The following is a 14,604-nucleotide window of genomic DNA, read 5'->3' as shown; positions in this document are numbered from 1 at the left end:
TACATTTATATTTATGTGTATATTAATTAGTGTAGATATTAATTAGTATTACTATATAGTGAGTAGGTGAAATAATGAAAAAATTGTTATTGTTAATATTTTATTTAATATTATTGTCAGAAATTAGTATATCTTATGCAGAATTAGGAACACCAGAGTTAGAAATATCTGCATCAGTAAATCCCTATAAAATTGAAAAAGGAGGAACTGGAACGTTGATAGTAAATGTTAGTGAAGTTGGAGGGGAAGATTGGGCAAAAAATGTTGTTGTAAAACCTTATTGTTTAGATAACGGTATTTTTATTTCACCTTCTAAATCTTCACCTGTAGATATTGACAAGTATGGTTCAGCAACCTTTACATTCACCATAAACGTTAACAACAGTGCGTTAGAAGGTGTAAAAACAATACACATTGATGTTGATTACATAGACACAGGATGGTTAAATATTGGGGAAGATGATAAATCAAAATCTGCAACTACTACATTTGAAGTAATATCTTCCACATCTGATACATCAAATTATCCAACTAATGATTATTCTTATAATTCAGATGGATACATTTCAGTGGATTCAAATGTTTACGATGCAGATGTGTATGTGGATGGATCATATATTGGAAAAACTCCCATAGCGGATTATCCTATAACCTCCGGAAGCCATACGATCTCTGTTGAAAAGGAAGGTTATGAGTCATATACTGAATATGTTAATGTGAATTCGGGAGAAACCTACAACATATATGCCACATTGACAGAATCTTATGGTTGCTTAAATGTTTATTCCAATCCAACAGATGCAGATGTTTATGTTGATGGATATTATGAAGGAAAAACACCTCTCCATTTAACATTAACTCCAGGAATACATTCAGTTGAAGTTAAAAAAGATGAATATTACCCCTACTCAACAGATGTTTATATAAACAGTGGAGATTCAAAAACAGTAAACGCTGAATTAAAACCAAAGTTCGGGTATTTAACCGTTTATTCATTAGAAGGAGCAGAGATTTATATCGATGGTAAGTATGTAGGACACCCACCTTTAAGAAGTTATAAGCTATCAATAGGGAATCATAACATAGAAATTAAAAAAGAGGAGTATAATACATATTCAACAGATATTTATATAAACAGTGGAGATTCGAAAACGATAAAGGCCAAACTAACACCAAAATATGGATATTTAACCGTTTATTCCTATCTGGGAGTTCCTTGTGATATATATCTTAACAATAAATGGATAGGAACTACTCCAATAACCAAACATGATGTTAAACCCGGATTTTATCATATTGAATGTAAAATCGGAGAACTTCCAATATATGAATCTTCAATATCTATTAAAAATGGAGAGTATAAAAAATTAGATATAGAATTAACAAACAGCTATGCAGGATATTATTTAGGAGGATCGTTTGCGTTGATGGGGTTTGGAGTTGTTGGGTTAGTATTAGTTAGAAAAAGAAAACAAAAAAATATCGGTGAAAAACAAAATCAGGATATTTTTGATTTCCCCTCAGAATTGTTATCTAAATACACCCCATTAGAAAAACTCGGGGAAGGTGGTTTTGGAAAAGTTTTCAAAGTTAAAAGAAAATCTGATGGAGAAATTATTGCTTTAAAAATTCCTAATTTAGATGAAAAAGCTAAAAAATACCTACTAAAAGAAATTAAGGTCTGGCAAAACCTAAATCATCCAAATATAGTTAGAATGTTCGATGCTTATGAAGAACCAATACCGCACATTGAAATGGAATACATTGACGGCTATAACCTCAACGGCAAACTAATTAGAGATTTAGATAAGTATCCAAAACCATTAAGTCCTAAAGAGGCGATAAATCTAATTAAACAAATTGCAGAAGGTTTAAAGCATGCCCATGATAAAAACATCATCCACAGAGATATAAAACCTTCAAACATCTTGTTAACCCCTAACTTAATCCCAAAAATAACTGACTGGGGATTAGCAAAAATAGGGGCTAAATCATCAACAGCAACAACTACTAAGGCGTTAACTCTTCTATATTCAGCACCGGAGCAGATAGATGAGGAAGAGTATGGAAAGACAGATAAAAGAACAGACATATATCAGTTAGGTGTCTTATTCTATGAGTTATTAACTGGAAGATTGCCTTATGAAGGCACTTCACCAGCTCAAATATCTTTAAAAATAGTTAATCCAGATAAAAAACCTCTCCCTCCTTCAAAAATAAATCCTTCTCTATCTATATTCGATGGTTTGTTTGAAAGACACTTGGCAAAGAGAAAAGAAGATAGATTCCAGTCAATAGATGAGTTTTTAAGGGCATTAAAATCTATAGAAGAGTTAATAAAAGAAAAAGAATCTCTTAAGAAAACACTAACTCAAACAATAGATAAACTCAAAAAATCAACTGACAAAAAAGAGATTGAGAGATTAATCAGAGAGTTAGTTGATTCGACAACAAAATTAGCTCTAAATTGTGCAAAGGCAAATGATAAAGTTGGTTTATTGGAGGCATTAGAAACATTAAAGGATTATGTTAAATCAGAAAATAATAAAAAAGAATTAGGGGGAGCTATAAAACATATTGAGTATTTAATAAAAGAGCAGATACCAATAGAAAAACAAACAATTGAAGCATTAGAAGTTTTATTGAATAGGATTAGGAGAGAGTTTTAAATGGTTTATAAATTATCTTAATTTCCCAATTTTATTCTTTCAATAATTACTTCTGACCTTTTATAGAAGTCATCTGAGACACCTATTTTCTCTTTTATTCTATAATTTATCTCATTTAGAAGATTTTCTATATCTTTTACCATTTCCGATTTGTTTTTTTCAGCATATTTTTTTAAATCATATAGATAGCCCAGTGCCTTATATAGGTCGTTATATTTTAAGTGTATCAAAAATAACTCACTACAATAATATATTTCCTTTCCAATTGACTTCTGTTGCATTTTAGGTTCTGAAACTTTTATGTATTCTTCATAAACATCTATATGCTTTATTCCATTTCTTTCATAGGAGAGTTTTATTTCATAAGGAATTTCTCCTTTCTTTTTTGGTTTTATTAAGAATGTGATTTCAATTGATGAATTAGGAGGGAGATAATTTATTTTCTCAATATTATCTACTTCAAATAAATTAGCATTTAATTCAAAACTAATATTTTTTATTGTATCTTTTGTTTTGTTTGATATTGTTATTGTGGCTTCATTCCATTCGTTGAAGTAGAATGTTGTAGGATATAATGATAGATTTATATATTCCTCTGTTTTTTTATCAATCATACTGTTAATTTTACTAATTAGATTTTTTGCAATTATATTTTTTGGATTTAGTTTTAATGCATACTCATAATATGTTAATGCATTTTTAAAGTCCCCAATATTTTTATAGGCGTTTCCAATAGATATATATATTTCTTCATCTTTAACATACTTTAATGCATTTTTGTATGAATCTATCGCATCTTTGTATCTTTTCATTGAATAATATATATCCCCTTTTATTTTCCAAAATTTCCAGTGAGGATTTATTTTTAGTATTTCATTAACATATTCTAATGCACCATTATAATCTTTTTGATATAAATAGGCGTTTATAATAAATAAGTAGGAATCAACATCTTTTGGATTTAATTCAATAACCTTTTTAAAGCAATAAATGGCATTTTTATAATCTTTTAGGTTGTATAAGCTCACTCCTTTATTAAACCAGCCACTGGCATCTTTTGGATTTAATCTTAGATATTCATTCCAATATCCCAATGCCTCATCAAATTTATTTAATGCATTTAGGCAATAGCCGACTCCAAATAATGCTTCGATGTTATATTTATCTCTCATTAAGACCTTTTTAAATTCTATTAGTGCGTTGTTATAATCGTTCTTTAATAACAAGTTTCTACCTTTTTTAATAAAATGTTTTATCCTCTCAAAATCTTGATTATCTTTACAAAGTTTTTCTTCTAATAGTTTTTTGTTATTGAGAATTTTTGCCTTTTCTGATGGAGGAGCCAAGTTTAGTGCATAATTATAACATTTTAATGCATCTTCATATTTTTTTAGTTCCATAAGTGCGTTTCCTTTAAAAAACCACGCTAAATAGTTTTTTCTATCCAATTTTAATGCCTTATCCATACACTCAATAGATAATTTGAATTTTCTTAGTTTATATAAACAAATCCCCTTACGAATCCATGCATCAACATTATTAAGGTCTTTTTTTAAAATTTCGTTATAAAAAATAATTGCCTTTTCATAGTCCCCTTCATTTTCATATCTTTTTCCTTCCTCAAATAATGAGTTAATATTTCTATCTAAATTTTTATATATATTTGTTTTTGAATTTTTATGTGTAGTGGAAGATTTATCTTTATTTTTTGATTTTTTTGATGAATTAGAAACTTTAATTAACATATAAAATACACCAAAGGCAATTAATACATATATTACCTCCATAACACTCCCCAATTTAAAGAAATTAAATATACTTATGTTTATATATTAAACGATGAATCTAATAAATCTCCCTAACTCCAATTAAGCAATTTCCATATTTTTCTTATTATATATTATTGATGAAACTAACGCCAAACCTATCAATAATGCACCAATTGAACCAGTTATATATTCAGGTATATGATATCTAATTCCAATAAACATTAACATTGCCAATGTTCCAATGGCATACATTGCACCATGCTCTAAATATATATACTCATCCAAAGTTCCCTTCTTTACCAAATATACCGTTAAACTCCTTACAAACATCGCTCCAATACCTAATCCTAAGGCAATTAAAATTATGTCCCTTGTAATTGCAAAAGCCCCTATTACTCCATCAAAGGAAAAACTTGCATCTAACAACTCCAAATACAGAAATAGAATTAGCCCTCCTTTTATAGCTGAATTAACCATTTCTTGCTCTTTTTCTTGCATATACTCTCCTATAGAATCAACTAAAACATAAACAATTATCCCCAAGATGCCACTAATCAATACTGTTAATTGTTCTGATGATGGAACAATTTTTAACGCTAAAAGAAGGATAAAAAGAGCAATAACAATTTCAATAGATTCTAACTTTCCCAATTTAGCCAATGGCTTTTCAATTAGTCCAATCCAATGCGTGTCTTTTTCTTCATTTAAAAAGTATTTTAAAAATACCATCAACAAAAACGCTCCCCCAAATGCAGATATTAAGGGATGTGCCTCTTTTAAATGCATGGCATATTCTGATGGATTATTTAATGCCATATTTACAACATCTATTGGATTTATATGGGAGGCAATAGAAACAATAACCAATGGGAAGGTTAATCTCATTCCAAACACTGCAATTAAAATTCCAACAGTTAAAAACATTTTTTGCCAATATTCATCCATTCTTTTTAAAACAGTCGCATTTACAACGGCATTATCAAAAGATAAACTAACTTCCAATATTCCCAAGATTATTGCAACATACAGCCCAATAAAATTCCCCCATAGAAAAGCCAAGATTAAACATATAATTGTAAAGAATATCGAAAATTTAAAGTTATTGATCAATTCTTTAATATCCATACTATCCCCTCAAAAATTATCCTTAAAATTTATAATAAAAATATTATTAATGCATAATCAATAAAATTATAAATTATTTATAATAAAAATTAGACAAAATTAAAAGTAATCTAATATTCAACTCCTATAATATCCAGTAATTGAGCCAAATCTTTCAAACCTTTAAGTGTTCCTACTTTACTTTCATTTATTAGCATAGGAGTCCCTGAAGTGTTGTCGATTGTGGCAATTACTGCAACATTTCCAAAGTTCCCAGTATCAAGAGGGACCTCATACCTCATTCCCTCATCATCTTCAATAATTAACACAATATCGCTATCTTTAAATCTTGCAGGTCTTCCTTTTTGAACCATTGTATAATCCCAACACATAATCCATACGTAATCCATATCATCCAATTTTGCAATCCTTAAAATTTCTTCATTGTCTCCTCCAGTATCTCCTACTCCCTCATCACCACTTAATTCAATGTAAGGAAAGGTTGTTAAACTTCCCAACTCTCCAAAATATACAATACCAAACTCCCCCCACTTTGTTTTATAAACTGCTGATAAATCAAAATCAGCGGCGGTAGTCCATTTCATAGTAACTACTAAATTTCTAACTGGTTTCATTGATGCACTCATTCCTTTCTGCTTTAATCTTAAAATCCCCATTTTTCCACCTAACAACTCATTTTATTTTAAGTTCATGTATGTTTATATATGCGTTAATATCCTTATGTGAAAAAACCACTATATATATTTTATCTAAGTATTTTACATAATTAAACTATTTTAAATAATTAAAAACTTTATATCCATTTTGGAAAATTATAAATAACTACTACAAAACCAAAAATTATATAAAGGCAAAATTCCAACTTAATATTTGTGGGATTATGTATTTGGTTATAGTAAATTATAATAAAGACATTGAGAGGAAAAGGATTGATTATCTCATTGAAAAGTGGAGTAAAATGGGAAAAATTGAGAAAATAAAAAAAACTGCATTAATAGTTGATATTGACGACATGGATGAGTTTATTAAAGAAATTTCATCAAAATTAGAAGGAGATGAGGAGAAAAAACTAAAAATCTATAAAATAGAGGAGGTAAAGAAAAAAATTCCTAAAGAGAGGAAGAGTTTAAAATACAAAATTAACGATATGGATTTTATGGAAAAGTTTATCGACTATCTAATGGCAAAGATGGGAGGAGCTTATATCTCTTCAATTGGAAAAACAGCAAAATATGAGATTTATACAAAAAAAGGCAAAGGAATAATAAAAATTACCTTAGAATCTTCCTATGCAATATTTGAAATCGAAGGTTATGGAGAGGTTGTTGATTACCTATCAGAAAGAATTAATGAAGAGATGAGTTTTATTATTAAAGAGGGATGAAAATGCTATTTGGAGATAGTGGAAACTTTGAATGCCTAAAAAAATTAAAAAGTCCGGCAGAAAGAGTTATTAGAGAAGGATTTGATATTGTCTATGAGGATTTTGAGGAAAGAGTGGCATTATGGAATAAGATAAAAAAGAACTACGATTTATATAAAGAGGGGCATTGCGGAGAGTTTTTAGATGATGTTGATAGAGCAACAAGAAAAAATTTTGAATGGGCTTTGGGAGTTTTGGCTTACAGCTTTTATTATAATAATGAACATTTTTCTGCCTTAAATAAATACAAAGAGAAAGAATTAGAGCTAATTGGCTATATATTAAAATATAACGTCTTTGAGATTTGGAGCATTGAGGATATTGTTAGAGAGATTATGAACGCTCAATATAAGAGCTTTGATGAAACTCTAAACTTATTAAAAGAGTATTACAATGGCATTGGAAATAAGGTTGATGAATGCATAAAAGATCACACTATTAGATTGTATATTAGGGATTTTGCAAAGGAGAAATGGTTAAGTTATAAAGAAAAGATGGATAAAGCGATTGCTGAGGGAATGAAGTATGATTGGTTTAGAAGGTTTATTGAAGGAGTTGATACCAAAATTAGAGAGTTAGAAAATAAAATTTCTGGATTAGGGGAGTTTATTGAAAGAGAGAGGGAGAGATTAGAGGAGGAATTTGAAAATTGGAAAGATATTGAGAGGAAAAAGATTGAATTTGAAAGAGAACAACTAAGAAAAGAGTTCGAAAGAGAGAGGGAGAAATTAATTAAAGAAATTGAAGCATTAAAAGAGATAGAGATGAAAGAAAAATTGGAGTTAAAATTAAGAGAAGTTGAAGAAGAGTATAAAAGTATTATTGATGAGTTAAATGAACTTTTAAAACTTAAAGATGAAGAGATTAAAAAACTTGAAAAAGAGAAGAAAGAAGTTGAAGAAGAGTTTGATAGATTATATAACAAAATTAAATTGGCATTAGAGGAAGAGAAGAAACTATCAAAAGACAAAATCGTTAGGTTGGAGGAAGCAAGCTTTTATGAAATTTGGTTTGTTGATAGGTTAAGAAAGAAGTTATCTGAAAATAAAACCATAAAAGTTAATGAAAAAAGATTTAAAATTTATAAAGATGAGATTGTTGAAACAAAAAACATTATTCCAAAGAATTTACCTAAGAATACTGAAATTATTGTCTTAATGGAAGAGAGAAAACTTAATCCACTTGTAAAGAAAATGAAAATCATGTTTAGAGGAGTTTATTATTCCCATGTAGATGAATACAAAAAAGATGGATTTGACACGTATCCAATGACATTGGGAGAGGTTAAAGAAATTATAGAAAAGGCGAAGATTAACGGAAAGGATTACGATAGGGTTGTTTTATTAATTGCCTCACCAACAGGATTTGATGATAAAGCTAAGGAGATAGTTAGTTCAGAGGATTTAAGGGAGAGATATTTATCAGATAAAGTATCTTTGGCTTTATTTGATGTTAAGGAGAAAAAACTTTATTATAATGAGGTTGATGAGTTCTGCAGAGCGTTTGCTGAATTAATGAGTTTAGAGTTTGAAAATGAGGAGTTTCTAAGATGTGAGAAAGAGGTTAAAAAAGAAGTTGATATTAAAGGATATATTACCTTTGAGGATATTACAAAAGAATTTCCAAAGAATGTGGTTAGAGATGTATTTTATAAGTTAGAAAAAACTGGAAATTATGAGATTAAATTTATAAAAGATGTTGGATTAGTTTTAATTAAAAGATAATTGAGGTGGAACTATGAGTTTATGGGAAAGAGCAAAAAAAATGTTTATGAAAAATCCAATTGAGAAATTATCAATTAGGGACTTAGAAGGAGAAAAAATAAGATTAAAAAGCAAATTAGATAGATTAAAGAAAGAAATTAATAAAATTGAAAAGAAGAAAAAGCAACTCTTCCAAGAAGGCATAGGAGCGGATAAGTTAAAGAAAAAGATTTTGGCTCAAGAGATTAAGGCATTGGAGATGGAGATGAAATTAAAGTATAAAAACTTCACAACATTACAAAAGCAATATACTTTTGTTAATAACTTGCTCATTATTAAAAAGTATGAAAAAGAGCTAAAGAATATTGGAATTTGGAATAAAATATCAAATATAGAGCCGGAACTCTTAGAGTTGAAATTAAGTGATATAATATTGGATGGAAAGGAGTTTGATGAGATGGTTAGCAACCTAAATAAGGTCTTTGAGATGAGATTAGATGAGGTTGAAGGAGAAGAGGATGAGGCAGAGAAGAAGTTATTTGAGGCGTGGGGGCAAGTTGAAAGCGGAGGAGTAGATGTTGATAGTGCAGTTGATAGTTTAAAATTGGATGAGGAAGAGGAAGATGAGGATTGGTTAAAGAAGATGGAGAAGGAATAATTTGCTATATTTTTAATTTTATTTTTGGATTATAGAAAGGTGGTTAAAATGAAATTCTACAATAGAGAAAAAGAATTGCATTATCTAAAAACCTATTGCCAATTAGAGCCAAATTCTATACTTTTTGTTTATGGTCCTAAATCATCAGGTAAATCAACTGTTATGAGGAGGGTTATTAAAGAGTTGGAAAACAGCAATATAATATTTTTCTATTATAATTTGAGAGAATATGCAACTCCAACAAAGGAAGAGTTTTTGAGCATTTTCTTTGAAAAAGGTAAAAAATACGTTAGGAATAATTTAATTATTGATATTAAAGTATGTAAGTTTGGGGTAGAGGAAGGATGGAATGCTGATGATATAAAATTAAATGATGTTTTTAGAAAGATTAAAGAAAATATCAATGAGGTTATAAAAGAAGGAAAAAAGCCAGTTCTAATAATCGATGAACTGCAGAAGTTGAAAAATATTTATTTTAACGGAGGAAAATCATTGTTAAATGAGTTGTTTAATCTCTTTGTATCCCTAACTAAGATGGAGCATTTATGCCATGTAATTTGTCTAACCTCTGATACTTTGTTTATCGATGAGATTTATAGGAACTCTACACTAAAAAATGCTTCTGAGTATTATTTAATTGATTGGTTAAGAGAAGAAACTATAAGAAATATTTTAAAAGAAGAGGGCTTTAATGAGGGAGAGATAAACTATTGCCTAAATTATCTATCATTACCTTATGAAATCTCTCAGTTGATAAATAATAAGAAATTAGGTTTATCCGTTGAACAAACTATAAAGCAGTGGATAAATATTGAAGCAGATGGATTAAGATTTTTAATAGCAAGTATGCCAGATGATTTGGATGAAAGTAAGACATATGAGATACTGGGCAAGTTTAAGGATAATATTAAAGTTAATGACTATGAGATTATTAAAAGGGACTTAATTAAAGAGTTTAAGTTTTTAGTGGAAAATGAGATTTTATTCTATGACGTAATAAATGGCATAATCAAACCAACTTCTATAATTGAATGGCATGCTATTAGGGAGATTTTAAAATAACCAATATGGGGGATATTATGAATCTAAAATATCTTATCCTTGGAATTTTGTTGGTATCTTTAGGTTTTGTTTATGCGGAGACAATGCCCTATTGGATTGAAGATTATGGAGACGGTTATAATCTATGGGTTAAAATTCCTTATATTCCAGCAAATGGAGATACTGTAGTTTATGTTGAGAAAGATAGTGATTATAAACCAGATGGAGATAAGGTTTTTGAGTTTTTTGATGATTTTGATGGGAGTGAGTTGGATAGAAGTAAATGGGGAGTGGCGGGTTCTCCATCTTACTATGTTTCAGGAGGTAATTTAATCTTATCTTATGCAGAATCACCAAATTATATTTATTCAAAGTTTCTACTACCAAAAAATTATATTATTGAAACAAAATATGATAATTCAGACGGAGATCATGATATGCGTATTGGGATAAACTTAGACATCTCTGACTCAAACTATGTGCAATGTTTATTACCATGGGAAGGTGGTGATAGCAGAATAGATCCAATAAAAAATGGAATATGGGATGGCTGGCACTATAAAACAGGCATGCCTTATTTATATGGAACAAATCAAAGAGTAACCATAAAAGTAACAGAGGATATAATAAAATCAGTAATAATTAACAATAATCAAATTCTAACCGATTTAACTGTCGATAGATTTGGTAACTATTTTTGTTTAACAAAGGATACGGATGACACGGTCTATATTGATTACATCTTTGTTAGAAAATACGCAGATAAAGAGCCAACAACTACAATATCAAAAATTAACAATAATCTATACAAAATAACAATCCACAATCCAAATAGTTATTCACTAAAAGATTTTCAAGTGAAGGTTCCAAATCCAAGTTTTATAACCTCTAAATTTGAAGGTTTGAAGATAACAGATAAAAATCCACTACAAAGTAATGCATCCTCAACCTCTACATCAACAACCTCTATAAAGTCAAAGTTAGCAACAATCTATATAGAGTCAGAGCCAAGTGATGCAAACGTATTCATAAATGGAGAATACAAGGGAATAACTCCTTTAAAATTACAATTAGAGGAAGGAACTTACAATATAAAGATAAAAAAAGATGGATATAATGAATATGTAGAAAAAATAACATTAAAGCCAGGAGATTCAAAAGAAATATCCGTAGGTTTAGCAAAAGAGGACAATAACAACATAATCTTAATAATTAGTGCTGTATTTGGGTCTTTAATAGTTGTTGGTGGAGGGGCATATATAATAAACAAGAGAAACAAAGACAAAAAGAAAAAAGAAGTTATGGATGAATTGGAGGATCTGCTAAGGAGATAACGATATTCCAACAACTTTAAGTTTTATTATTGTAGAACTTAAAATAAAGGTGTTTAAATGTCGTCAGAATACGATTTAATCTCTAAAGCAATAAAAAAACTAAAATCAGAAATGAAGGAGGAGGGGCATTATATTTTAGCAAAAGAAAAAATAAGAAAGGCATTAAATGAGTTAAAAAATGATAACACAACATTGGCATTAGAATATCTAAAAGATGCCTTAATTTTAGTTGATGAAGAGAACAAAATCCTAAATAAAATTAACGAACTGAAATCAAAGAATCCAGTAATCATAAAAAATTATGAAGTATTGCTAATAAATACATTAAAAGATGGAAATCTGAAAAAAGCCGAAGAACTCATTAAAGAAATTGATTCACAAAAGATTCCCGCAGAATTCACACCAAAGCCAACAACACCAAAAACATTTCCACCAGAGTTGGAAGAATTCTATAAAAATATTCAATTTATCGGACAAGGTGGCTTTGCAAGGGTCTTTAAGGCAATAAGAGTTAAAGATAACTTACCAGTAGCTATAAAGCTACCAATATCTTTAGATGCTTCAACTGGAAAATCCTTTATAAAAGAATTAGAAAACTGGACTAAACTAAATCATCCGAATATAGTTAAGGTCTATGATTACAACATCCTACCAATCCCTTATTTTGAAATGGAGTTGTGTGATGAGTCATTAGAGGATTATTTGAAAAGAAAGAGAGTTTTAGATGTAAAGGAAGCTTCTTACATAATCTTTAACATTGCAGAGGGATTAAAATATGCCCATAATAAGGGAATCATACATAGGGACTTAAAGCCACACAATATATTGCTAAAAAACGGCATTCCAAAAATAACCGACTGGGGATTGTCAAAAGTTATAGCTAAATCTACATCCACAACCAAATATGCATTTACTCCATATTACGCCTCTCCAGAGCAGTTCAGTAAAAAGTTTGGTAATATAGGATTTTGGACTGATATTTGGCAGTTGGGAGTTATATTTTATCAACTAACAACTGGAAAACTGCCATTCGAAGGAGATGATTTTGTTGAGTTGATGACTATAATAACGACAGAAAAACCGATAAAACCTTCTGAATTAAATCCAAATATCAATAATGAGATAGAAAACATCATCTTAAAATGTCTAAGTAAAAATCCTAAAGATAGATACTCATCAATATTAGAACTGCAGAGGGACTTAGCTAAATACCTTCAAATAACCTTCAAAGAAGAACTTAAAAAGTCCATAACTATTAGAGATTTCAGTAGAAGTGCTTTCTATTGTGGAGAGTTGTTTTTAATGTGTTTAAAAATCAATGATGGTGTAAATGCCTATAAATACTGTGGGGACTTAATTGAATATGCAAAAGGAGAGATTAAAAATGATCTAATAAAACTAAAAGAAATGATAAAATATAGAATAGAAAATAAAATGCCCATTCCAGAAGAAATAATATCATCAGCAGAGGTTATAGTGCATAAGATAAAATTAAAATTTGAGAGGGATTAAAAATACATTATGGGTGTGTGATTATGGGATTAAAAGACATCCTAAAAAAGATTATTAATAAAAAAAGATGGGAAATTTCATAATTTATTTTAAGTTATGTAATGATGTTTAATATTAGGATCTTTTTGGATCTTTTTTATTAACTTCCAGTCATTTTTAGTTTACTTAATTTGTTTTATCATAAAATAACTTTAATCATAATTCTAAAATAGTAGTTGAGATCATATTAAAGCATCAATAAAAATATTAAACCTTAACATAAAGAGGGTGGAAAGATGTCAGTTGTTGAATATTTAAAAAAACTTTCGAGATGTCATGGAATATCTGGGAGAGAAGATAATGTTAGGGAAGTTATGAAAAAAGAATTGGAGAAATATTGTGATTCTATTGAAATAGATAAATTTGGAAATTTAATTGCTAAGAGAGGAAATAGTGGGAAAAAAATTATGATAGCAGCACATATGGATGAGATTGGATTGATGGTTAAATATATCGATGATAATGGATTTTTAAAGTTTACAAAGATCGGAGGAATTTATGACCCAACAATATTAAATCAGAAAGTTGTTGTTCATGGGAATAAGGGAGATATAATAGGGGTTCTCGGATCTAAACCTCCTCATAAAATGAAAGAAGAGGAAAGAAACAAACTTATAAAATATGAGGACATGTTTATTGATATTGGAGCAGAGAGTAGAGATGAAGCAATAGAAATGGGCGTTGAGATAGGAAGCTGGGTTTCTTTTTTAAGTGAGGTATATGAGTTGGGAAAAAATAGGTTAACAGGAAAAGCATTTGATGACAGAGTTGGCTGCGCTGTTCTCTTGGAGGTTATGAAAAGATTGTCAGAAGAGGAGATTGATTGCCAAGTTTATGCTGTGGGAACTGTTCAAGAGGAGGTTGGATTAAAAGGAGCGAAGGTTTCTGCTTTTAAAATAAATCCAGATGTTGCGATCGCTCTTGATGTTACAATTGCAGGTGATCACCCCGGAATTAAAAAAGAAGATGCCCCAGTAGATTTGGGTAAAGGAGCTGTTGTAGGAATAGTTGATGCTTCGGGAAGGGGGTTAATTGCTCATCCTAAGGTTTTGGAGATGGTTAAATTTGTTGCAAAGGAATATAACATTGAAGTTCAGTGGGAAGTTGGAGAAGGGGGAACAACTGATGCTACTGCGATTCATTTAACAAGAGAAGGAATTCCAACAGGAGTTATTTCAGTTCCAGCGAGATATATCCACACACCTGTTGAGGTTATTGATAAAAGGGACTTAGAAAAAACTGTTGAACTGGTTTATCAATGCATAAAAAACGTTAATAAGTTTTTCTAAAAAATAACTCTAAAAATTAAAACTAAAAATTAAAAAAATAAA

General features: G+C 29.5%; 11 protein-coding genes. 8 read left to right on the top strand and 3 right to left on the bottom strand.

The genetic code is table 11. The annotated features are described in order from the left end of the window. Nucleotides 1–74: 74 nt before the first annotated feature. A complete protein-coding gene (locus tag METVU_RS04880) occupies nt 75–2,669 on the top strand; it encodes a PEGA domain-containing protein (protein ID WP_015733077.1) in 2,595 nt (864 codons plus the stop codon). Nucleotides 2,670–2,686: 17 nt separating this feature from the next. Here the strand turns inward: METVU_RS04880 and METVU_RS04875 are convergent, their stop codons facing one another. The 3 genes from METVU_RS04875 to METVU_RS04865 all read right to left on the bottom strand — a co-directional run bounded on the left by METVU_RS04875 (nt 2,687) and on the right by METVU_RS04865 (nt 6,219). After that, nucleotides 2,687–4,456, bottom strand: coding sequence for a tetratricopeptide repeat protein (locus tag METVU_RS04875; RefSeq protein ID WP_015733076.1), 1,770 nt, complete (start codon nt 4,454–4,456; stop codon nt 2,687–2,689). A gap of 81 nt (nt 4,457–4,537) precedes the next feature. Further along, nucleotides 4,538–5,563 (bottom strand): DUF475 domain-containing protein, encoded by a 1,026-nt coding sequence (locus METVU_RS04870; RefSeq protein WP_015733075.1) that lies wholly within the window; start codon nt 5,561–5,563, stop codon nt 4,538–4,540. A gap of 110 nt (nt 5,564–5,673) precedes the next feature. Further along, nucleotides 5,674–6,219 carry a hypothetical protein gene (locus METVU_RS04865; protein ID WP_015733074.1) on the bottom strand — a complete coding sequence of 182 codons (546 nt, stop codon included), beginning with the start codon at nt 6,217–6,219 and terminating at the stop codon, nt 5,674–5,676. Between the two features lie 224 nt (nt 6,220–6,443). On the opposite strand from METVU_RS04865, the gene METVU_RS04860 reads away from it, so the two are divergent. The 7 genes from METVU_RS04860 to METVU_RS04830 all read left to right on the top strand — a co-directional run bounded on the left by METVU_RS04860 (nt 6,444) and on the right by METVU_RS04830 (nt 14,562). Continuing rightward, entirely contained in the window at nt 6,444–6,947 is a 504-nt protein-coding gene (locus METVU_RS04860) for a hypothetical protein (protein WP_015733073.1), read from the top strand. Nucleotides 6,948–6,949: 2 nt separating this feature from the next. Next, a complete protein-coding gene (locus METVU_RS04855) occupies nt 6,950–8,710 on the top strand; it encodes a hypothetical protein (RefSeq protein WP_015733072.1) in 1,761 nt (586 codons plus the stop codon). A gap of 13 nt (nt 8,711–8,723) precedes the next feature. Then, nucleotides 8,724–9,347: a hypothetical protein gene (locus tag METVU_RS04850; protein ID WP_015733071.1), complete on the top strand. Its 624-nt coding sequence runs from the start codon at nt 8,724–8,726 to the stop codon at nt 9,345–9,347. Between the two features lie 48 nt (nt 9,348–9,395). Further along, the gene (locus METVU_RS04845; protein ID WP_015733070.1) at nt 9,396–10,409 is read left to right on the top strand and encodes an ATP-binding protein; all 1,014 of its coding nucleotides are present in this window, start codon (nt 9,396–9,398) and stop codon (nt 10,407–10,409) included. A gap of 17 nt (nt 10,410–10,426) precedes the next feature. Next, nucleotides 10,427–11,722: a DUF2341 domain-containing protein gene (locus tag METVU_RS04840; protein WP_015733069.1), complete on the top strand. Its 1,296-nt coding sequence runs from the start codon at nt 10,427–10,429 to the stop codon at nt 11,720–11,722. Between the two features lie 57 nt (nt 11,723–11,779). Further along, the gene (locus METVU_RS04835) at nt 11,780–13,234 is read left to right on the top strand and encodes a serine/threonine-protein kinase (RefSeq protein ID WP_015733068.1); all 1,455 of its coding nucleotides are present in this window, start codon (nt 11,780–11,782) and stop codon (nt 13,232–13,234) included. 275 nt (nt 13,235–13,509) lie between these two features. After that, on the top strand, nt 13,510–14,562 hold the full coding sequence (locus METVU_RS04830) for a M42 family metallopeptidase (RefSeq protein WP_015733067.1): 1,053 nt from the start codon (nt 13,510–13,512) through the stop codon (nt 14,560–14,562). Nucleotides 14,563–14,604 lie beyond the last annotated feature (42 nt).

This window comes from Methanocaldococcus vulcanius M7 (assembly GCF_000024625.1).
In the GTDB taxonomy this organism is placed as follows: Archaea; AGJL01; Methanococci; order Methanococcales; family Methanocaldococcaceae; genus Methanocaldococcus; species Methanocaldococcus vulcanius.
Note: the sequence above shows the minus strand (reverse complement) of the source record. Positions and strands in the feature narration are given on the sequence as shown.

Bases quoted from the DNA above. Each gene is read 5' to 3' on its own strand.
- METVU_RS04880 (WP_015733077.1), top strand. From the start codon at position 75: ATGAAAAAATTGTTATTGTTAATATTTTATTTAATATTATTGTCAGAA.
- METVU_RS04875 (WP_015733076.1), bottom strand. From the start codon at position 4,456: ATGGAGGTAATATATGTATTAATTGCCTTTGGTGTATTTTATATGTTA.
- METVU_RS04870 (WP_015733075.1), bottom strand. From the start codon at position 5,563: ATGGATATTAAAGAATTGATCAATAACTTTAAATTTTCGATATTCTTT.
- METVU_RS04865 (WP_015733074.1), bottom strand. From the start codon at position 6,219: ATGGGGATTTTAAGATTAAAGCAGAAAGGAATGAGTGCATCAATGAAA.
- METVU_RS04860 (WP_015733073.1), top strand. From the start codon at position 6,444: ATGTATTTGGTTATAGTAAATTATAATAAAGACATTGAGAGGAAAAGG.
- METVU_RS04855 (WP_015733072.1), top strand. From the start codon at position 6,950: ATGCTATTTGGAGATAGTGGAAACTTTGAATGCCTAAAAAAATTAAAA.
- METVU_RS04850 (WP_015733071.1), top strand. From the start codon at position 8,724: ATGAGTTTATGGGAAAGAGCAAAAAAAATGTTTATGAAAAATCCAATT.
- METVU_RS04845 (WP_015733070.1), top strand. From the start codon at position 9,396: ATGAAATTCTACAATAGAGAAAAAGAATTGCATTATCTAAAAACCTAT.
- METVU_RS04840 (WP_015733069.1), top strand. From the start codon at position 10,427: ATGAATCTAAAATATCTTATCCTTGGAATTTTGTTGGTATCTTTAGGT.
- METVU_RS04835 (WP_015733068.1), top strand. From the start codon at position 11,780: ATGTCGTCAGAATACGATTTAATCTCTAAAGCAATAAAAAAACTAAAA.
- METVU_RS04830 (WP_015733067.1), top strand. From the start codon at position 13,510: ATGTCAGTTGTTGAATATTTAAAAAAACTTTCGAGATGTCATGGAATA.